This is a genomic window from Kitasatospora sp. NPDC051853 (assembly GCF_044452665.1).
GTDB lineage: Bacteria > Actinomycetota > Actinomycetes > Streptomycetales > Streptomycetaceae > Kitasatospora.
Genome location: NZ_JBITBY010000007.1, coordinates 272,704 through 292,552 on the forward strand (window position 1 = coordinate 272,704; position 19,849 = coordinate 292,552).

The 19,849-nt window shown below is 73.4% G+C and carries 21 protein-coding genes; 20 read left to right on the forward strand and 1 reads right to left on the reverse strand.

Annotated features, from left to right (window positions below):
• The first annotated feature begins 12 nt into the window (after nucleotides 1–12).
• The 8 genes from ACIA8O_RS21715 to ACIA8O_RS21750 all read left to right on the forward strand — a co-directional run bounded on the left by ACIA8O_RS21715 (nucleotide 13) and on the right by ACIA8O_RS21750 (nucleotide 8,295).
• Nucleotides 13–153 carry a hypothetical protein gene (locus ACIA8O_RS21715; protein WP_396295556.1) on the forward strand — a complete coding sequence of 47 codons (141 nt, stop codon included), beginning with the start codon at nucleotides 13–15 and terminating at the stop codon, nucleotides 151–153.
• A 125-nt stretch (nucleotides 154–278) separates the two neighbouring features.
• Nucleotides 279–1,004: a hypothetical protein gene (locus tag ACIA8O_RS21720; RefSeq protein WP_396295557.1), complete on the forward strand. Its 726-nt coding sequence runs from the start codon at nucleotides 279–281 to the stop codon at nucleotides 1,002–1,004.
• 7 nt (nucleotides 1,005–1,011) lie between these two features.
• Nucleotides 1,012–1,743, forward strand: coding sequence for a hypothetical protein (locus ACIA8O_RS21725; protein ID WP_396295558.1), 732 nt, complete (start codon nucleotides 1,012–1,014; stop codon nucleotides 1,741–1,743).
• Complete coding sequence (locus ACIA8O_RS21730) at nucleotides 1,736–3,016, forward strand: MFS transporter (RefSeq protein ID WP_396295559.1); 1,281 nt, start codon at nucleotides 1,736–1,738, stop codon at nucleotides 3,014–3,016. Before ACIA8O_RS21725 ends, ACIA8O_RS21730 begins: the two co-directional genes overlap by 8 nt.
• Nucleotides 3,013–4,146 carry an insulinase family protein gene (locus ACIA8O_RS21735; RefSeq protein ID WP_396295560.1) on the forward strand — a complete coding sequence of 378 codons (1,134 nt, stop codon included), beginning with the start codon at nucleotides 3,013–3,015 and terminating at the stop codon, nucleotides 4,144–4,146. Before ACIA8O_RS21730 ends, ACIA8O_RS21735 begins: the two co-directional genes overlap by 4 nt.
• The gene (locus ACIA8O_RS21740) at nucleotides 4,143–5,318 is read left to right on the forward strand and encodes a hypothetical protein (RefSeq protein WP_396295561.1); all 1,176 of its coding nucleotides are present in this window, start codon (nucleotides 4,143–4,145) and stop codon (nucleotides 5,316–5,318) included. The genes ACIA8O_RS21735 and ACIA8O_RS21740 overlap by 4 nt, the downstream gene beginning before the upstream one ends.
• A 61-nt stretch (nucleotides 5,319–5,379) precedes the next feature.
• Nucleotides 5,380–7,953 (forward strand): aminopeptidase N, encoded by a 2,574-nt coding sequence (gene pepN / locus ACIA8O_RS21745; protein WP_396295562.1) that lies wholly within the window; start codon nucleotides 5,380–5,382, stop codon nucleotides 7,951–7,953.
• A gap of 129 nt (nucleotides 7,954–8,082) precedes the next feature.
• Complete coding sequence (locus ACIA8O_RS21750; protein WP_396295563.1) at nucleotides 8,083–8,295, forward strand: response regulator transcription factor; 213 nt, start codon at nucleotides 8,083–8,085, stop codon at nucleotides 8,293–8,295.
• Nucleotides 8,296–8,380: 85 nt separating this feature from the next.
• On the opposite strand, the gene ACIA8O_RS21755 is transcribed toward ACIA8O_RS21750, so the two are convergent.
• Nucleotides 8,381–10,360 carry an elongation factor G gene (locus ACIA8O_RS21755; protein WP_396295564.1) on the reverse strand — a complete coding sequence of 660 codons (1,980 nt, stop codon included), beginning with the start codon at nucleotides 10,358–10,360 and terminating at the stop codon, nucleotides 8,381–8,383.
• 203 nt (nucleotides 10,361–10,563) lie between these two features.
• On the opposite strand from ACIA8O_RS21755, the gene pgsA reads away from it, so the two are divergent.
• The 12 genes from pgsA (at nucleotide 10,564) to yajC (ending at nucleotide 19,800) form a co-directional block, all read left to right on the forward strand.
• On the forward strand, nucleotides 10,564–11,214 hold the full coding sequence (gene pgsA / locus ACIA8O_RS21760; protein WP_396295565.1) for a phosphatidylinositol phosphate synthase: 651 nt from the start codon (nucleotides 10,564–10,566) through the stop codon (nucleotides 11,212–11,214).
• The gene (locus tag ACIA8O_RS21765; RefSeq protein WP_396295566.1) at nucleotides 11,211–12,116 is read left to right on the forward strand and encodes a phosphatidylinositol mannoside acyltransferase; all 906 of its coding nucleotides are present in this window, start codon (nucleotides 11,211–11,213) and stop codon (nucleotides 12,114–12,116) included. The genes pgsA and ACIA8O_RS21765 overlap by 4 nt, the downstream gene beginning before the upstream one ends.
• Complete coding sequence (locus tag ACIA8O_RS21770) at nucleotides 12,113–13,285, forward strand: glycosyltransferase family 4 protein (protein WP_396295567.1); 1,173 nt, start codon at nucleotides 12,113–12,115, stop codon at nucleotides 13,283–13,285. The genes ACIA8O_RS21765 and ACIA8O_RS21770 overlap by 4 nt, the downstream gene beginning before the upstream one ends.
• Before the next feature lie 25 nt (nucleotides 13,286–13,310).
• Nucleotides 13,311–13,661, forward strand: coding sequence for a 5-carboxymethyl-2-hydroxymuconate Delta-isomerase (locus ACIA8O_RS21775; protein ID WP_396295568.1), 351 nt, complete (start codon nucleotides 13,311–13,313; stop codon nucleotides 13,659–13,661).
• Nucleotides 13,662–13,717: 56 nt separating this feature from the next.
• Complete coding sequence (locus ACIA8O_RS21780; RefSeq protein ID WP_396295741.1) at nucleotides 13,718–14,218, forward strand: hypothetical protein; 501 nt, start codon at nucleotides 13,718–13,720, stop codon at nucleotides 14,216–14,218.
• Nucleotides 14,219–14,370: 152 nt separating this feature from the next.
• Nucleotides 14,371–15,282: a pyridoxal 5'-phosphate synthase lyase subunit PdxS gene (pdxS, locus tag ACIA8O_RS21785; protein ID WP_345278988.1), complete on the forward strand. Its 912-nt coding sequence runs from the start codon at nucleotides 14,371–14,373 to the stop codon at nucleotides 15,280–15,282.
• Nucleotides 15,283–15,369: 87 nt separating this feature from the next.
• Nucleotides 15,370–15,978 (forward strand): pyridoxal 5'-phosphate synthase glutaminase subunit PdxT, encoded by a 609-nt coding sequence (gene pdxT, locus ACIA8O_RS21790; RefSeq protein ID WP_396295569.1) that lies wholly within the window; start codon nucleotides 15,370–15,372, stop codon nucleotides 15,976–15,978.
• Nucleotides 15,979–16,043: 65 nt separating this feature from the next.
• Entirely contained in the window at nucleotides 16,044–16,802 is a 759-nt protein-coding gene (locus tag ACIA8O_RS21795) for a YebC/PmpR family DNA-binding transcriptional regulator (protein WP_396295570.1), read from the forward strand.
• 118 nt (nucleotides 16,803–16,920) lie between these two features.
• Nucleotides 16,921–17,472, forward strand: a complete 552-nt coding sequence (gene ruvC, locus ACIA8O_RS21800) for a crossover junction endodeoxyribonuclease RuvC (RefSeq protein ID WP_396295571.1) — start codon at nucleotides 16,921–16,923, stop codon at nucleotides 17,470–17,472.
• Complete coding sequence (gene ruvA, locus ACIA8O_RS21805) at nucleotides 17,469–18,080, forward strand: Holliday junction branch migration protein RuvA (RefSeq protein WP_396295572.1); 612 nt, start codon at nucleotides 17,469–17,471, stop codon at nucleotides 18,078–18,080. Before ruvC ends, ruvA begins: the two co-directional genes overlap by 4 nt.
• Nucleotides 18,081–18,112: 32 nt before the next feature.
• On the forward strand, nucleotides 18,113–19,189 hold the full coding sequence (gene ruvB, locus ACIA8O_RS21810) for a Holliday junction branch migration DNA helicase RuvB (protein WP_396295573.1): 1,077 nt from the start codon (nucleotides 18,113–18,115) through the stop codon (nucleotides 19,187–19,189).
• Between the two features lie 212 nt (nucleotides 19,190–19,401).
• Complete coding sequence (gene yajC, locus ACIA8O_RS21815) at nucleotides 19,402–19,800, forward strand: preprotein translocase subunit YajC (protein WP_396295574.1); 399 nt, start codon at nucleotides 19,402–19,404, stop codon at nucleotides 19,798–19,800.
• The last annotated feature ends 49 nt before the right edge of the window (nucleotides 19,801–19,849 follow it).

Below are 19,849 nucleotides of genomic sequence, written 5' to 3' on the forward strand. Positions count from 1 at the left end.
TAGGAGAACACCATGAGCGAGATCACCACCAACGAGCTGGCCCGCGTCGACGCGATCGTCGAGGCGCTGGAGGGTCTGGACGCCACCGAGTACGGCACCGAGGCGCTGTCGGCTCCGCAGGCCGCCAACTCCGACGTCCCGAACTGGATGTAACGAGCCGTCGAAGGGGGCGTGGGAGCGCAAGGACGCTCCCGCGCCCCCTCGGGCTTTTCCGAGACCGATCGAACAGTGAGAGGGAGGTGCGTACGGTGACGGTCGCACCGAAGGACCACCCGGTGGTGGCGCGGTTCGCCGAAATGCGCCGCGCCGCGGCCGGCCGATACGGCCCGAATTCACAGGCCGTGATTTTCCTGCTCTACGAAGAGCTGCTTTCCATGCTGACGCTCCTGGCCGCCGAGCAGCCGTCGGCAGTGCTGTCGGCACGGGTCGGGGAACTCGTCCCCGACATCCAGCGGCGCTTCGACTCCGGCGGCATGACGGCGCCGGCGCGCAAGGTGCAGCGGACGGTGTCCACGAACCCGACGGTCATCGAGTTCGACCGTCCGACCTTCGAGAAGTACTACCGGCATCCGCTGGAGCGGATGGGCCGGCATGCCGTGCGGATGGTCGACCGCCTCCAGATGGCGGCCGAGCTCCGCCCGGGCGCGTCCTACCTGTACGTGGTGGACGACGACGGCGAGTTGTGGGTGTGGCCGCAGCCGCACGACCTGGCGGAGGTCATGTTCACCCGGGTCCAGGAGCGCTCGCGTGAGGTGACCAGGGTCGTCCACCCCATGCTGGTCCCCGAGCGTCTGCGGGCCAGGGCCGCCGGGGAGTTGGTGGTCGTCGGGTCGCCGGAACGCCTCCTGGCCGTGGCCAATCTCAAATCGGGCCACTTCCGGCCGACCCGGGAGTGCGCCGTCGAGCTCCGGCGGGCGGTGGAGCGGACCATCGCCCCGCACGACCCCGCCGACATCACCGTGTTCACCATGCCGGCGCCGGGCCGGCCCGACGAGAGGGCGTGAACCGTTCATGCACCAGGCGATACCGGCCACCCCGGCCGACCTGCTGGAGGACCTCCACATCGGGGTCGAGCACGAGTGCAAGTGGGCACTGCCCGGAGACGGGGCCGAGGACCCGGCGGCCTTCGTGGAAGCCGTGCTCTTCGACGGCTTCGTCACACCGACGGCCGCCCCTCGGGACTACCTGCAGTCGTCGCTGTACCTGGACGACGCCCGGGGCTCCCTGGCCGCGGCAGGGCACTCACTGAGCGTCGTCGTCAACAGCGGCAGTGCCGGCCGGACCTGCGTGGTGGTGTTCAAGCAGGCGGTGCACCGGCGGGGCTGGCGCGACGGGCTGGAGCTGCGCCAGCGGGTGCCGCACCGCCACGTCGGTGCCAGGCTCGAGGATCCGGCGACCCTGCCGGTGGCCCACGCCAAGAGCTTGGGCCTGCTCACCGGCGAGCTGCGACCGGCCGGCACCGCCGTCCAGCGGCGCTACAAGTGCTTCGGCCGCACCGCCGCGGGCACGGAGGTCGTGGGCAACCTCGACCAGGTCGACTTCGGCGACCCCGGCGGCCCCCGCACGCGCTCCTGGCAGTACCGGTGCCTGGAGATCGAGGTCAACTCCCCGCAGCCCGCCGCACTGGCCGACCTGGGGCGGCTCGCCGACCGGATGGACCGACGGCTCGGCGTCCCCCGGGACCGCACCAGCAAGTCCCAGCTGGCCTGGGCCGCCTCGCACGGCGGGGGCACCCGTGTCTGAGGCGACCGGGCAGCGGCTCGGCCGGGAGTTCGGCCTGATCCTGGCCGGCCGGTCCCTGTCCGGGCTCGGCGGGTACGTCCAGTACCTGGCGATCCCGCTGTGGATCCGCCAGTCCACCGGCTCCACCAGCGCCGGGCTGATGGCCTTCGCCGCACTGTTCCTCACCCAGATCGTCTTCACCCCGGTCGCCGGGGTGATCGCCGACCGGTTCGACCCGCGGCGCGTCGTCATCGCCGCCGACCTCGGCGGATTCCTGGTCGCCGGGTCCCTGGCGACCACCGTCGGCAGTGACCACCTGGGCTGGGTCTACCCGCACCTGATCGCCCAGAACGTCCTGTCCGCGCTGGCCCTGCCGGCGTTCATGAGCCTGCTGCCCGACGTGGTCCCCGCCAACCGCCTGCTGGCGGCCAACTCCCTGGTCACCGCCTCCGGCAACGGGGCCGTCCTGCTCGGCCCCCTGCTGGGCACCGCGCTGCTCGCCCACAGCTCGATCGCCACCGTGGTGTGGCTCAACGCGGCGACCTTCCTGGTGGCCGCCGTGTGCATGGCTCCCCGCCGGGGCAGCAGCCCCCGCCCTCCCCGCAGCACGGCGGCCGCCGGTGGCTGGAGCGACGTGCGGGAAGGGATCGGCGCCGTACGGACCGACCCGGTCCTGCGCTGGACCATGGCGGCGGAGGCGCCCTGGTACCTCTTCTTCGGCGCGGCGACCGAACTGGTCCTCCTGCACTTCGGAGCGGCCCCCGCGACCGGAGCCCCGGGCCTGTTCGGGCTCGGCGCCGGGGCCGGCTGCCTCGTGGTGACCCTCGCGCTGGCCCGGGTACGCCGCGACCCGGCCCCGGCGGTGCTGTTCCGGGCCGCCGTCCTGGTGACCGCCCCCGTGGCCCTCGCCGCCGCCTGGAGCGCGGGCTCCGCGAACGCCGGCGCCTTCGTCGTCGTCACCGGTGTCCTGCTGGGTGTCCACGGCTACCTGACCACGGTCGGCCCCTCGATGCAGTGCCAGCAACGCGCCGAGCCCGGCTACCGGGGCCGGGTCACGGCCGTACGCCGCACCTGGAAGGCGCTCTGGCAGTTCGCCGGCGTCGCCGCGGCGGGACTGGCCGCCCACTGGATCCCGCCGCTGACCGTGGTGGCCGCCGGAGGCGTCCTGGCGACCGCCACCGCCGCTCCCTGGGCCTGGCGGGCGCTGCGGGCCGACACCCGCCCACCCGCACCCGCCGAGGCCGGCACACCGGTGGAGCCGGCCGCCGGACCGGTCCGGGAGCCCGCCCGATGACCGCGCGGCGCCCCGGCGGTGCCCGCCTCGTCGTACTCCCCGCCGGGCACCGTGACGACGGCCCGTCCCGGGCCGGGTTCGCCGCACTGCTCGCCGCCGTGCTCGGTGACCCGCGCTGCGGCGGTGCCGCGAGGCGTGCCGCGGTCGCCGGGTGGATCACCCGGCACCGCCTGACCGCGCGGACCTCGGAGTTCGCCTACTGGGCGCCCGACCCGGCCGGCCCTCGCACGGCCTTCGACGACCTCCGGCAGGCCCGCCTGCCGGCGGGGGCCGCAGGCCGGTCGATCCTCGACGACCTGCGGGCGCGGCAGGGCGCCGCCGTCGACCGGCACGGGGCACCACCGCTGGCGATGCTCAACCACCTGGTGGAACGTGCCGCCCGGAGCGAGCCCCTCACCGACCCGGGCGGCACCCGGGAAACGCTCGCCGCCATCACGGTCGCCGACCTGAACGACGCGATCGAGACCCTCGTCCCCCGGGCCCGGGTCCACCACGACCACCCCGGCACCGAGGTCGAGGACGAGGACGGGAACGGGGCGGACCAGGCCTCGGCCACCCACTGGCGCGGGGCCCTCGAGATCGCCCTCCAGCCGGAGTGCGACGCCCGTGTCGCCGTCCGGCTCCCGGTCCGCACCCCGGAGCCGGGCCTGCTTCCGCTCCTGGTCGAACTGCTCGGCAACGGCCCCAACGGCCGCCTGCACCGGGCACTGCGCCACCGCCACCACCTGGCGTACGGCTTCACCGCCTCCTGTTGGCAGGACGCCGGCTCCTCCTCGATCGGCGCCACCGCCACCGTCGCTCCGCAGGACGCCGCAACCGCCCTGCGGGTCCTGGCCCACACCCTGCGCACCCTCGCCGACGGAGCCGGCCCGGACGAGACACGGCTCGCCCACAGCCGCCACCGGGCCGAGCACCTCAACGCGCTCGACGGCCCCTTCGGCACGGTCGACGACCTACGGCGCCGGGCCGTCGGCGAACCGACGGTCCGTCAACACCTGTCCGCCCTGGCACGGTTCGACGAGATCCCCGGCCTCGCCTTCCTGCCGCACCCGCCCGCGGCCGCGGCCGTGGGCCCCTTCACCCCCGAACACCGCGACCAACTCGCCCGCGCCTACCAGGAGATCCGGTGACCTCCTCCGAAACCACCGCCGCACAGGTGCACCACTTCAGCACCGGAAACCTCCGGGTGAGGCTGGAGACGCTCCCGTGGGCCGGCTCCTTCGGCGCAGCCCTGGTGGTCGGCTGCGGATCCCGCGACGACCTCCCCGGTCTCGAAGGCACCGCCCACATGGCCGAACACCTCAACGTCCTCGGCGGACCGGCCCCCGGCCCGCCCACGCTGCCCGTGCTCGCCGTCACCGAGATCGACCGCACCGTCTACCGCACCACCGGGGACCCCCTCGACGGCCTCGCCGCCATCCGCCACCTGGTGGACCTGACCAACGGTCACCGGACCCGCACCACTCCCCGGGTGTTCGAGGGAGAACGCCACGCCGTGCTCCTGGAGACCCGTCGCATGGACCACCGGCCCGTCCAGCGACTCGGTCCGCTCATCGCCGCGGCCGCCGCCGACGAACCGGGCCTGGACGCCATCGCCCGCACCACGACACGGTCCGTCTCACGCATCACCCAGGCCGACGTCCACGCCCTCGTCCACGGCCACTACCCGCGCAGCCCGTCCCAGCTCTTCGTCGCGGGCCCGCCCGCCCTCCACGCGGTCGTCGAAGAACTCCTCGCGAGCCACCGGGGCACCGCCCCCGTGGCCGAGGCACACCCGGTCGCCGCGCCGCGGCCGGTGCCCGACGACGCACCCGTCCTGACCGGCCTCAACGACCTGACCGCCGTCACCCTGCTGCGCCCGCGCGCACCCGGCACCGCGCTCGACGCCCTGGTCCATCCGTACGGCCCGATCCTCACCCCCGGTGGCGCTGCCCGTCCGCGCCCCCTGGGCCGCACCACCATCGCCGGCCGTGGCCGGCAGGTGGACATCGTGCTCTGGGACACCCGGGCCGAGGACGTCACCGCGGCACTCGAGCGCTCGCTGCCCGCCGTCGCCGCGGACTGGCACGCCCTCACGCGGGAGACCGTCACCCGCCTGGAGACCGCGGCCGCCCAGGCCGAACGCCGCGACCGGGCCGCCACACCCGCCGCCCGGGTGCGCGCCGCCGCCGACCGGCACACCTTCGCCCACCGATCCGCCACCACCGCCCGGCTGGCCCTGTGGCGGATCACCCGAGGCGTCCCGCACCTGCTGGCCGAGCACCTGCTGGCCGGGAACCCGCTGTCGCCGGCCCCCGCCTGACGGCCGGGCCCGCTCTCCTCCCTTCCTCACCCCGTCCGACGACAAGACCCCAGGAGCACCCGTGCCCGGCGAGAACCTGACCCGTGACGAGGCCCGCGAGCGGGCCCGGTTGTTGACCGTGGACGGCTACCGGGTCGCCCTCGACCTGCGCTCGGCGACCGACCCCGAAGCAGGCACCTTCCGCTCCACGACCACGCTGCGCTTCCGCTGCGCCGAGCCGGGCGCCGGCACCTTCGTCGACCTGATCGCCCCCACCGTCGAATCGGTCACCCTCAACGGCCTCGCGCTCGACCCGGCCGTGGTGTTCGACGGCTCCCGCATCACCCTCGACCAACTGGCCGCGACCAACGTGCTGGTCGTCGAGGCGCACTGCGCCTACGTCCACACCGGCGAGGGGATGCACCGCTTCACCGACCCCCAGGACGGTCAGGTCTACCTCTACACCCACCACGAACCCGCCGGTGCCCGCCGGGTCTTCGCCGCTTTCGAACAGCCCGACCTGAAGAGCCCGTTCACCTTCTCCGTGACCGCCCCCGCCCACTGGACCGTCCTCGGCAACCAGGCCCGGGCCGGCACGACGACCACGCCCGACGGCACGACCCGGCACTTCGCGCCGACCGCGCCGCTGCCCAGCTACGCCACCGTGGTCACGGCGGGCCCCTACCACGCGGTGACCGACCACCACGGGTACGCCCTGGCCGACGGCACCGTCCTGGACGTACCCCTGTCCGTGCTCTGCCGGGCCTCGCTGGCCCGGCACCTCGACGCGGCCGAGATCCTCACCGTCACCAAGCAAGGCCTCGACTTCTTCCACGAGCGGTTCGGGTACCCCTACCCCTACGGCAAGTACGACCAGTGCTTCGTGCCCGGCTTCCACGTCGCCGCGATGGAGAACCCCGGCTGCGTCACCCTCCGGGACGAGTTCGTCTTCCGCACCGCGGTGACCGAGGCCGCCCACGAGGGCCGCAGCAATGTCATCCTCCACGAGATGGCCCACATGTGGTTCGGCAACCTGGTCACCATGCGCTGGTGGGACGACCTGTGGCTGAAGGAGTCCTTCGCCGACTACGCGGCCACCCTCTGCCAGGCAGAGGCCACCCGGCACACCAACGCCTGGTCCACCTTCGCCAACCACCGCAAGGCGTGGGCCTACCGGGCCGACCAACTGCCCTCCACCCACCCCGTCACCGCCGAGGTCCGCGACCTGCGCGACGCCACGCTCAATTTCGACGGCATCACCTACGCCAAGGGCGCGGCCGTCCTCAAACAACTCGTCGCGCACATCGGCACGGACGCCTTCTCGGAGGCCCTGCGCCGCTACTTCGGGGCCCACGCCCACCGGAACGCCGGCTTCGCCGACCTGCTGTCGGCCCTGGAGCACGCCTCCGGCCGCGAGTTGGGCCCCTGGGCCGACGCCTGGCTGCGCACCGCCGGCGTCGACGTCCTGTCACCCCGTCTCGCCGACCGCGACGGCACGCTCACCGAACTGACGGTCGTTCAGGAGAACCCCGGGACACACCCGAGGCCGCGCCCCCACCGCACCGCCGTCGGGCTCTACGGGCACACCCCGCACGGCACGCTCGAACGCTACGCCCGCCGCGAGATCGACCTCACCGACGCGCACACCTCCGTCCCCGAGCTGACCGGAGGCCCGGTCCCCGCGCTCGTCCTCGTCAACGACGACGACCTCACCTACTGCAAGACCCGGTTCGACCCCCGCTCCCTGGCCACGGTGCGAGAGCACCTCGGCGACATGCCCGACGCCCTCGCGCGCGCCCAGACGTGGTCGGCGCTCTGGAACATGACCCGGGATGCCCTCCTGCCCGCCCAGGACTACCTCGCCCTCGTCCGGCGGTTCGCCGGGCGGGAGAGCGATCCCGCGGTCGTGCAGACGCTGCACGCCAACGCCGCCACCGCCCTGCACCACTACGTCCCGCCCCGACGACGCCCCGCCGAGCGCGCCGCCCTCGCGGACCAGGCGCTCCGCCACCTGTCGGCGGCCCAGCCCGGGGCCGGGCACCCGACCCTGTGGGCGCACTTCCTCGTGAGCAACGCCGGCGCCTCCCGTCCGGGCCTGTTGAGCGGCCTGCTGGCCGGCACCTCGGCCCTGGACGGCCTGCACGTCGACCAGGAGCTCCGCTGGGCCCTGCTGTTCGCCCTCACGGCGCACGGTGCCGCCGGCGAAGAGGCCGTCGAGGCCGAGCACGCCCGTGACGACACCGCAGCCGGTGCCCGCCACCGGGCACGCTGCCTCGCGGCCCGCCCCACGGCCGCGGCCAAGGCAGAGGCCTGGACCGCCGTCACCCGCCACGACCCCCTGCCGCTCCCACTCCTCGAAGCCACCATCAGCGGCTTCGCCCACCCCGACCACCACGCACTCCTGGCGCCCTACACCGACCGCTACTTCGCGGCGCTCGAAACGATCTGGTCCACCCACCCGGCCAAGGCCGCCACCACCTTCACCCGCGGTCTCTTCCCCAGCCACCAGGACCCCCGCAGCACGCTCCGCACCACCGCCGACTGGCTCTCCGGCCGACCGGACGCGGCGGCCCCGCTGCGGCGCCTGGTCGAGGAGGCCCACCACGACCTCACCCGAGCGCACCTCGCCCGGGCCGCCCACGGGACCGTTACCTGACGAATTGACCCTTTTGTCCCCCGTCGCCTTCCTGCCAGGCCACTTGGTGAGGAAGCCGCCGCCTCCCCGGGGCGGCCCCACCCCACAAGACTGATCTCACCCGGAACGAGAAGAGATCAGGAGTCCGACATGTCCGAGACCACCGCCCCCGCGCTCACCCCCCGTGAGAAGCAGATCCTCGCCCTCCTCGCCGACGGCAGCACCTACTGGGGCATCGCCCGGCAGCTCGGCATCAGCCGCCACACCGTCGACACCCATCTGCGGCACCTCCGCCACAAGACCCGCACCAGCAACCGCACCCAGCTCGCGGTCCTCGCCCTCCAGCACGGCTACCTCAGCTGAACCGAGCAGATGACCGGCGGCCCCCGGAAGGGGCGCCCGCCACGGGCAGCGGGCCGGCCCCGGCCCGACGGAGTCCGCCGGAACGTCAGGCGTACTGCGCCGCGAGGGCGGGCGGCATCGGGGCGTGGCGGAGGTAGGTGCGGGAGAAGGTGCCGGTGCCGTGGGAGAGGGAGCGGAGGTCGATGGGGTAGCGGCTGAGTTCGAGTTCGGGGACCTCGGCGCGGACCAGGCTGAGGCCGGGGCCGCCGGGTTCGGTGCCGAGGACGTGGCCGCGGCGGGCGGAGAGGTCGCCGAGGACCGCGCCCTGGTACTCGTCGGGGAGCAGGACCCGGACTTCGTCGACCGGTTCGAGCAGCTGCACGCTGCCGTGCTCCGCGGCCTCCTTGAGGGCGAGGGCGGCGGCGGTCTGGAAGGCGGCGTCGGAGGAGTCGACGGAGTGCGCCTTGCCGTCGGTGAGGGTGACCCGGACGCCGACCACGGGGTGGTCGCCGCGCAGGCCGTGGGCCAGCTGGGTCCGGACGCCCTTCTCCACGGAGGGGATGAAGTTGCGCGGGACGGCCCCGCCGACCACGTGGTCGACGAACTCGACGTCCTCGCCCGGCAGCGGATCCACCGTCAGGTCGCAGACCGCGAACTGCCCGTGGCCGCCGGACTGCTTGACGTGCCGGCCGTGGCCGCTGCTGCTGCTCGCGAAGGTCTCGCGGAGTGCGACCTCGTACGGGACGGTGTCCACGGTGACCCCGTGGCGGGAGCGCAGGCGGTCGAGGACGACGGCCTGGTGGGCCTCGCCGGTGCACCAGAGCACCAGTTGGTGGGTGTCGGGGTTCTGTTCGACCCGCAGGGCCGGGTCCTGGGCGGTGAGTTTGGCGAGGCTCTGGGAGAGGCGGTCCTCGTCGGCCTTGCTGTGGGCCCGGACGGCCACCGGAAGCAGGGCCTCGGGGTGGGGCCAGCCGGGGAGCGGGGTGCCGCCGAGGGTGTCGCCGGTGCGGGCCCGGGCGAGTTTGGCGAGGCAGACCAGGTCGCCGGGCAGGGCCTGCGGGACGGGGCGCTGGCGGGCGCCGAAGGGGCTGGTGAGGGCGGTGACGCGCTCGTCGGGGCCGTCGGGCAGGTGGAGGGCGGTGTCGGGGCGCAGGGTGCCGGACCAGACCCGGGCCAGGCTGAGCCGGCCGACGTACTGGTCCTCGCCGGTCTGGATCACCTGGGCGGTGACGGGGGCGTCCGGGTCGCAGGGCGGGCGGTCGTCGGTGCGTTCGGTGGGGGCGGGCAGCACGGTGACGATCAGGTCGAGCAGTTCGGCGGCGCCCAGCGGGGCGGCGGTGCAGAGCAGCGGGTGGACGGCGTCGGCCCGCACCTCGCGGCGCAGGGCCTCGGTGAGCGAGGCGGGGTCGAGCTCCTCGCCGGCGGCCCAGCGCTCCAGCAGGGCGTCGTCCTCGCCGGCGATGGCCTCCACCAGGGCGCCGCGGGCGGCCGGGTCGGGGGCGGGGGGCTCGCCGTAGGTCCGGCCGGTGAGCAGGTCGACGGAGCCGGTGAGGCGGCCGTCGGCGAAGCGGGGGTGGAAGAGCGGGAGCACGGTCTCGGGGTGGCCGTCGCCGAAGGCCTCCTGACAGGCCGTCACGGCCTCGGGGCCGTGCACGTGGGTGAGGGCGACGGCGGTGGGCAGGCCGGCGGCGCGGCACTCGCGCCAGAGGGCGAGCACGGCGGGGCCGACCTGGTCGGTGGCGGAGACCACCAGGACGGCGGCCTCGGCGGCGTGCATCCCGGCGTACCGCTGGCCGGCGAAGTCGGCGTAGCCGGGGGTGTCCAGCAGGTTGACCTTGTGGCCCTCCCAGGGGAGGGGGAGCAGCGAGAGCTGGACGGAGCGCTGCTGGTGGTGCTCGATCTCCTCGTGGTCCGAGGCGGTGGTGCCCTCGGTGACCGAGCCGGCCCGGGTGAGGACGCCGGCGGTGAGGGCGAGGGTCTCGGCGAGGGTGGTCTTCCCGGCCCCTGCGGCGCCGACGAGCACGACGTTGCGCAGCCGGGCCGGATCTTCGACCGGTACGGGAGGAGGGGTGGTCCGATCGGTCATGGCGCACCTGCGATCACGGTGGGTGTGCCGTCAACTGCCCTGGGTGGCCGCGCGTTGGGCCGGATGGCGCTCGCGGGCGTGGGGCGGCGAGGGGTGCGAGCGGCGTGGATACCATTGTCCGGCCGGGCGGGCCGATCCGCTCGGCCGCCCGCCGTCCTCTGGGCGGGGGTGGGTTTCGGAAGATCGGGGCGGTCCGGAAGGCCATGCTCAACAAGTACGCACGTGCCTTCTTCACACGTGTCCTGACGCCGTTCGCCGCGATGCTGCTCCGCTGGGGCGTGAGCCCGGACGCCGTGACGCTGATCGGGACGGCCGGTTCGGTCGCCGGTGCGCTGGTGTTCTTCCCGCGTGGGGAGTTCTTCTGGGGCACGATCACCATCACCCTCTTCATCTTCTCCGACCTGGTGGACGGGAACATGGCCCGCCAGGCCAACTCCTCCAGCCGCTGGGGCGCCTTCCTGGACTCCACCCTGGACCGGGTCGCCGACGCGGCGATCTTCGGCGGGCTGGCGCTCTGGTACTCGGGGCACGGGGACAGCAACGTGCTGTGCGCCGTGGCGGTCTTCTGCCTGGCGAGCGGTCAGGTGGTCTCGTACACCAAGGCGCGCGGCGAGAGCCTGGGCTTCCCGGTGAACGTCAACGGGCTGGTGGAGCGGGCCGAGCGGCTGGTGATCACGCTGGTCGCGGCCGGGGTCACCGGTCTCGGCACCTTCGGGGTGCCGTACCTGGAGTGGCTGCTGCCGACGGCGCTCTGGGTGGTGGCCGTGGGGAGCCTGGTGACGGTGTTCCAGCGGATGCTGACGGTGCGTCGGGAGGCGCGCGAGGCGGACGCGGCGGCGGAGGCGACGGCGTGAAGATCAGCAAGGAGGGGCTGACCGACGGGGCGTACGCGCTGGGCTGGGCGGCGCTCAAGCACCTGCCCGAGCCGGTGGCGCGCGGGCTCTTCGACCAGCTGGCCGACTTCACCTGGCGGCGCCGGGGCAAGGGCGTGCTGCGGCTGGAGGCCAACCTGCGCCGGGTCCGGCCCGAGCTGGACGAGGCCGGCATCCGGGCGCTGTCCCGGGCCGGGATGCGTTCCTACCTGCGGTACTGGAAGGAGTCCTTCCGGCTGCCGGTGTACTCCACCGCGCGCCTCGCCGAGGACTGCCAGGTCAAGGGCCGGGAGCGGCTGGACGAGGCGATCGCCGCCGGGCGCGGCGCCGTGGTGGCGCTGCCGCACATGGGCAACTGGGACCTGGCCGGGGCCTGGGTGGCCGCCGTCGCCGGGCACCCGTTCACCACGGTGGCCGAGCGGCTCAAGCCGGAGTCGCTGTTCGACCGCTTCGTGGCCTACCGCGAGGGGCTCGGCATGGAGGTGCTGCCGCTGACGGGCGGTCAGGTCTCGGTGATCGGGACGCTGGCGCGCCGGCTGCGCGCGGGGAAGCTGGTCTGCCTGGTGGGCGACCGCGACCTCTCCGAGGCGGGCCTGCCGGTGGACTTCTTCGGCGAGACCACCAGGATGCCGGCCGGTCCGGCCGCCCTGGCGCTGCGCACCGGGGCCGCGCTGTTCCCGGTGACGCTCTGGTACGACGGCACGGTGATGCGCGGCGAGATCCACCCCGAGGTGCTGCCCCCCGAGGAGGGCGACCAGAAGGAGCGGACCTCGGCGATGACCCAGACCATGGCGGACATCTGGGCCGAGGGCATCCGGGAGCACCCGGAGGACTGGCACATGCTGCAGCGCTTCTGGCTGGCCGATCTGGAGGTCAAGCGGTGAGGATCGGGATCGTCTGCCCGTACGACTGGGACGTGCCGGGCGGGGTGCAGTTCCACATCCGCGACCTGGCCGAGCACCTGATCGGCCTCGGCCACCAGGTCTCGGTGCTGGCCCCGGCCGAGGACGAGTCGGCGCTGCCGCCGTACGTGGTCTCGGCCGGCCGGGCCGTCGCGGTGCCGTACAACGGCTCGGTGGCCCGGCTGAGCTTCGGCATCCTGTCCGCCGCCCGGGTGCGGCGCTGGCTGAACGACGGCCACTTCGACATCCTGCACGTCCACGAGCCGGCCTCGCCCAGCCTGTCGATGCTGGCCGCCTGGTCCGCCTCCGGGCCGATGGTCGGCACCTTCCACACCTCCAACCCGCGCTCGCGGGCGATGATCGCGGCCTCGCCGATCCTGCAGCCCGGCCTGGAGAAGATGAGCGCCCGGATCGCGGTCAGCGAGTACGCCCGCCGCACCCTGGTCGAGCACCTGGGCGGCGACGCGGTGGTGATCCCGAACGGGGTGGACGTCGGCTTCTTCGCCGGGGCCGAGCCGGACCCGCGCTGGACCGGCACGGTGGCCGCGCCCACCATCGGCTTCATCGGCCGGATCAACGAGCCCCGCAAGGGCCTGCCCACCCTGCTGGCCGCGCTGCCGAAGATCCTCGCCGAGCGCCCGGGCGTGCGGCTGCTGGTGGCCGGCAAGGGTGACGAGGAGGAGGCCGCCGAGGGGCTGACGCCCGAGGTGCGCCGGCACGTGGAGTTCCTCGGGATGGTCAGCGACGAGGAGAAGGCCCGGCTGCTGCGCAGCGTGGACCTGTACGTGGCGCCCAACACCGGCGGCGAGAGCTTCGGCATCATCCTGGTCGAGGCGATGTCGGCGGCCGCGCCGGTGCTCGCCTCCGACCTGGACGCCTTCAAGCAGGTGCTGGACGGCGGCGGTGCCGGGGAGCTCTTCCCGGTCGAGGACCCGGACGCGTTGGCGGACGCGGCGGTGCGGCTGCTGGCCGACCCGGAGCGGCTGGCCGAGCTGCGCGAGGCGGCCTCCCGGCACGTGCGCCGCTTCGACTGGTCGACCGTCGGGGCGGACGTCCTCGCGGTGTACGAGACGGTCACCGACGGCATGCCCGAGGTGGCCGAGGACACCCGGGGCGGCTGGCGCGAGCGCCTCGGCCTGGCCCGGGACTGACGGAACGACGGACAGGGGGAGTGACATGCCGCAGGTGCTGATCGACCACTCGGCGGGGCTGGACGTGGACTGGGCGGGGCTCGCCGAGCAGCTGCACGAGGCCATCCCGGAGGTGATCGACACCGACACCGCCGCCTGCAAGACGGTGGTCCGGGAGGCCGGGCGGGTGCTGGTGGGTGACGGTGCGTCAGGGGAGGCCCTGGTGCTGGTCGAGGTGAAGGTGCTGGCCGGGCGGAGCACCGAACTGCGGGCCGAGCTGACCCGCCGGGTGCTGGAGCTGCTGCGGGCGCACGTCACGGTGCCGGCCGCGCTCGGCGTGCAGGTGACCGAGCTGGACCGGGACACCTACCGGTTCGAGCACCACCCGGCGCGGTAGCGTACCTGCCCGTGAGCAACTGGATCTGGGCCGCGGTGGCGGTCGTGCTGTTCGGCATGTACCTGAGTTGGACGGCGGGGCGGCTGGACCGGCTGCACGCCCGGATCGACGCGGCGCGCGCCTCCTTGGACGCGCAGCTGCTGCGCCGGGCCTCGGTGGCGATGGAGCTGGCCACCTCCTCGCTGCTCGACCCGGCGGCCTCGATCCTGCTGCTGGAGGCCGCGCACGCCGCCCGCCAGGCCGAGGACGACCACCGCGAGGTGGCCGAGAGCGAGCTCAGCCTGGCGCTGCGGGCGGTCTTCGCCGAGCCCGAGCAGCTGGCCGCGCTGGCCGCGGCGCCCGGCGGCGCCGAGGCGCTGAAGGACCTGACCGCCGCGGTGCGCCGGGTCCCGATGGCCCGGCGCTTCCACAACGACGCGGTGCGGGCGGCCCGGGCGGTGCGCGAGCACCGGCTGGTGCGGTACTTCCGGCTGGCCGGGCGGGCACCGTTCCCGCTGGCCTTCGAGATGGACGACGAACCGCCGCTCGCGCTCACCCCGGAGGGGGCCCCGGCCTGAGAGCCTGGGCACCTGAGGGTCGTTCAACCTTCTGTCGTAAGCCGCTTTGTCGTAAGCCGGAGGGCCTTCTGGCCTTGGTGGTGCATGGTTCCCACCCGCTTCGGGCCTACGATAGGGCGATAGCACTGGTACATCTTCGAGTGAGGTCACACGTGTCCACCACCCCCATCACCGCTGACCAGCCGCAGATCGGCACCGCCCGCGTGAAGCGCGGCATGGCCGAGCAGCTCAAGGGCGGTGTGATCATGGACGTGGTCAACGCCGAGCAGGCCAAGATCGCCGAGGACGCCGGTGCCGTGGCCGTCATGGCCCTGGAGCGCGTCCCCGCCGACATCCGCAAGGACGGCGGCGTGGCCCGGATGTCCGACCCGAACATGATCGAGGAGATCATCGCCGCGGTCTCCATCCCGGTCATGGCCAAGTCCCGGATCGGCCACTTCGTCGAGGCCCAGGTCCTGCAGTCGCTCGGCGTCGACTACATCGACGAGTCCGAGGTGCTGACCCCGGCCGACGAGGTCAACCACTCCGACAAGTTCGCCTTCACCACCCCGTTCGTCTGTGGTGCCACCAACCTGGGCGAGGCCCTGCGCCGCATCGCCGAGGGCGCGGCCATGATCCGCTCCAAGGGCGAGGCCGGCACCGGCAACGTGGTCGAGGCCGTCCGCCACCTGCGCCAGATCAAGAACGAGATCGCCAAGCTGCGCGGCTTCGACAACAACGAGCTGTACGCCGCCGCCAAGGAGCTGCGCGCCCCGTACGAGCTGGTCAAGGAGGTCGCCGAGCTCGGCAAGCTGCCGGTCGTGCTGTTCTCCGCCGGTGGCGTGGCCACCCCGGCCGACGCCGCGCTGATGCGCCAGCTCGGTGCCGAGGGCGTCTTCGTCGGCTCGGGCATCTTCAAGTCCGGCGACCCGGCCAAGCGCGCCGCCGCCATCGTCAAGGCCACCACCTTCTTCGACGACCCGAAGGTCATCGCGGACGCCTCCCGCAACCTGGGCGAGGCCATGGTCGGCATCAACTGCGACACCCTGCCCGAGGCCGAGCGGTACGCCAACCGCGGCTGGTAATCACGTCCGGTCGGCCCGCCGCGCAGCCTTGATCGCGCGGCGGGCCGCCGCACGTCCGCCTGAACGATTTCGAATGAGGTAGCACCCGTGAGCACCCCCGTCATCGGCGTCCTGGCCCTCCAGGGCGATGTCCGCGAGCACCTGATCGCGCTGGCCTCGGCCGACGCCATCGCCCGCGAGGTCCGCCGGCCCGAGGAGCTGGCCGAGGTGGACGCGCTGGTGATCCCCGGCGGGGAGTCCACCACGATGTCCAAGCTGGCCCTGCTGTTCGGCCTGATGGAGCCGATGCGCGAGCGCGTCCGGGCCGGCATGCCGGTCTACGGCACCTGCGCGGGCATGATCATGCTGGCCGACAAGATCCTGGACGGCCGGGACGACCAGGAGACGGTCGGCGGGATCGACATGACGGTCCGTCGCAACGCCTTCGGCCGGCAGAACGAGTCCTTCGAGTCCGGCATCGCCTTCGAGGGCATGGAGCAGCCGGTGCACGGCGTCTTCATCCGCGCCCCCTGGGTGGAGGAGGTCGGCGCCGGCGTCCGGGTGCTGGCCGAGCTGCCCGCGGCCGACGGCCCGGACAGCCGGATCGTGGCGGTCCGCCAGGGGAACCTGCTGGCCACCTCGTTCCACCCCGAGCTCACCGGCGACCACCGGGTGCACGAGTACTTCGTGCGCATGGTGGAGGACGCTGCGCACTGACCGGGGCGCGGCACCGGTAAGATCCCTTCTGTTCATTTCCCTTTGGCGACGTAAAGGAGCTGGCGATGTCCGGCCACTCTAAGTGGGCTACCACCAAGCACAAGAAGGCCGTCATCGACGCCAAGCGCGGGAAGCTCTTCGCCAAGATGATCAAGAACATCGAGGTGGCGGCGCGCACCGGCGGCGGCGACCCGGCGGGCAACCCGACGCTCTACGACGCCATCCAGAAGGCGAAGAAGAGCTCCGTCCCGATCGACAACATCAACCGGGCCGTCAAGCGCGGCTCGGGCGCGGAGGCCGGCGGGGCCGACTACTCGACCATCATGTACGAGGGCTACGGCCCGAACGGCGTGGCGGTCCTGATCGAGTGCCTCACCGACAACCGCAACCGCGCGGCCTCCGACGTGCGCGTCGCGATGACCCGCAACGGCGGCAACATGGCCGACCCGGGCTCGGTCTCCTACCTCTTCAACCGCAAGGGCGTCGTGATCGTCCCCAAGGCGGACGGGGTCGACGAGGACCGGGTCCTGGAGGTCGTCCTGGAGGTCGGCGCCGAGGAGGTCAACGACCTCGGTGACAGCTTCGAGGTGCTCAGCGCGGCCACCGACATGGTCGCCGTCCGCACCGCGCTGGTGGACGCCGGGATCGACTACGACTCGGCCGACGCCAACTTCGTCGCGGACCTCCAGGTCCCGCTGGACGTCGACGGCGCCCGCAAGATCTTCAAGCTGATCGACGCCCTCGAGGACAGCGACGACGTGCAGAACGTCTTCGCCAACTTCGAGATCAGCGACGAGGTCGGCGCCGAGCTCGACGCCGAGTGAGCTGACGGTCCGTGACACCGGCCCGGCGGTCCCCTGGACCGCCGGGCCGGTGTCGTTGGTCCGGTTGTCGGACCGTGGCGGTAGCCTTCGCAGGTCGGAGCGTACGGAGGCGGGCAGAGTGCGGGTGCTGGGTGTGGACCCTGGGCTGACCAGGTGCGGGGTCGGGGTGGTCGACGGTGCACCGGGCAGGCCGCTCACCATGGTCGGGGTCGGGGTCATCCGCACCCCCGCCGAGGAGGAGATCGGGCCCCGGCTGCTCCGGGTCGAGCAGGGCATCGAGCAGTGGCTCGACGAGTACCGGCCCGAACTCGTCGCCGTGGAGCGGGTGTTCGCCCAGCACAACGTGCGCACCGTGATGGGCACCGCGCAGGCCAGCGCGGTCGCGATGCTCTGTGCCACCCGGCGCGGCATCCCCGTCACGCTGCACACCCCGAGCGAGGTCAAGGCCGCCGTCACCGGCTCCGGCCGGGCCGACAAGGCCCAGGTCACCACCATGGTCACCCGGCTGCTCCGGCTCGCCGAGCCGCCCAAGCCCGCCGACGCCGCCGACGCGCTGGCGCTGGCGATCTGTCACATCTGGCGCGGCACCACCACCAACCGCCTGGCCGCCGCCGTCGCCACCGCCCAGCAGACCCGAACCACCAGCCCCCGCAGGGAGTACCGCCGATGATCGCCTTCGTCCAGGGCCCGGTCGCCGCCGTCACCGCCGGCAGCGCGGTCGTCGAGGTCGGCGGGGTCGGCATGCTGGTGAAGTGCACGCCCCGCACCCTCGGCACGCTGCGGATCGGCGAGCCCGCCCGGCTGACCACCGCACTGATCGTCAAGGAGGACTCGCTCACCCTCTACGGCTTCGCCGACGAGGACGAGCGCGCCACCTTCGAGGTGCTGCTCACCGCCAGCGGGGTCGCGGCCACCATGGCGCTCGGCATGCTGGCCGTCTTCACCCCCGACGAGCTGCGCCGGATCGTGGCCCAGGGGGACGCCAAGTCCCTCACCGCCGTCCCGAGGATCGGGCCGAAGCTGGCCCAGAAGCTGCTGCTGGAGTACAAGGACAAGCTCGGCGCGCCGAGCGGGGCCGTCCCGGCGCAGAAGCCGCTGGCCGCCGGGCCCGCCCCGTGGAGCGAGCAGCTGCACGCCGCACTGGTCGGCCTCGGCTACGCGCCGCGGGAGGCCGACGAGGCGGTCACCGCCGTCACCCCGGAGGCCGAGGCACAGGCCGTCACCGATGTCGGCGCCCTGCTCAAGGCCGCCCTGCGCACCCTCAACCGCACCCGTTAGCCGACCCGACGCACCGTCAGGAGCCCGCCCCGATGAGCCCGTACGACTCCGACCCCGCCGACCGCGTGGTGGGCGCCGCCGCCGACGGCGAGGACCAGGCGGTGGAGGCGGCGCTGCGGCCCAAGCAGCTGGACGAGTTCATCGGCCAGGAGCGGGTCCGCGAGCAGCTCTCGCTGGTGCTCCAGGCCGCCCGCCAGCGCGGCACCGCCCCGGACCACGTGCTGCTCAGCGGCCCGCCCGGGCTGGGCAAGACCACCCTGTCGATGATCATCGCGGCCGAGCTGGGAGCGCCGATCCGGATCACCTCGGGGCCGGCCATCCAGCACGCGGGGGACTTGGCCGCGATCCTCTCCTCGCTCACCGAGGGCGAGGTGCTCTTCCTGGACGAGATCCACCGGATGTCCCGCCCGGCCGAGGAGATGCTCTACCTGGCGATGGAGGACTTCCGGGTCGACGTGATCGTCGGCAAGGGCCCGGGCGCCACCGCGATCCCGCTGGAGCTGCCGCCCTTCACCCTGGTGGGGGCCACCACCCGGGCCGGCCTGCTGCCCCCGCCGCTGCGCGACCGCTTCGGCTTCACCGGGCACATGGAGTTCTACGCGCCGAGCGAGCTGGAGCGGGTGGTGCGGCGGTCGGCCGCGCTGCTGGACGTGGAGATCGACCCGGACGGCGCGGCCGAGATCGCCGGGCGCTCGCGCGGCACGCCCCGGATCGCGAACCGCCTGCTGCGCCGGGTCCGGGACTACGCGCAGGTGCGGCACGACGGCCAGGTCAGCCGGGAGATCGCGGCCCAGGCGCTGGACGTCTACGAGGTGGACGCCCGTGGTCTGGACCGCTTGGACCGCGCGGTGCTGGACGCGCTGCTGCGGCTCTTCGGCGGCGGCCCGGTGGGCCTGTCCACCCTGGCCGTCGCGGTGGGGGAGGAGGCCGAGACGGTGGAGGAGGTGGCCGAGCCCTTCCTGGTCCGGGAGGGACTGCTGGCCCGCACCCCGCGCGGCCGGATCGCCACCGCCGCGGCCTGGCAGCACCTGGGGATGACCCCCCCGTTGCAGGGGGCCCGTGGAGCGGTGCCGGGGCAGAGCGATCTGTTCGGTGCGGCCGAGCGCTGAGCAGGGGTCCGTTCGTGGGGATCCCACAGAAGAAGATCGTGAGCAAACCGTTCCTGGTGGAGGTCGCCACCAACGGCGGCAGGATGACATGCTTGGCGTTGTCCGATCAGCGGAGGTCGCTTAGACTCCGCCGGACCGCCCCTCTCACCCGACGGGCCGACCAAATGCCGATGGCCGTCGCACCGTAGGCGGCCTGGAGAAGGACACAGGCTGTGGAAACGCTCATCCTCCCCCTGATCATGATCGCCGTGCTGTTCATGATGTTCCGTTCGAACAAGAAGCGGCAGGAGCAGGCGCAGCAGATGCGGGCCGGCCTCGAGCCGGGCGCCGGCGTCCGCACCATCGGGGGGATGTACGCCCTGGTCAAGTCGGTCAACGAGGAGACCGTCGAGCTGGAGCTCGCCCCCGGCGTGGTCGCGCACTTCACCAAGGGTGCGATCGCCGCGGTGCTGGAGCCGCAGGAGTACGACGCGATCATCAACGGCCGTCCGGCCGACGAGGAGACCGACGCGGAGACCCTCGACGCGGCCGACGAGAAGCCGGTCAGCTTCGACAAGTCGGACGACTCGGACAACGGAGGTGCCGACGACGAGGGCCCCAAGAGCAAGTAGTACGGTCGGGCTTCCCCGACCGAGCGGCAACTCGCCGCGCGCACACAGG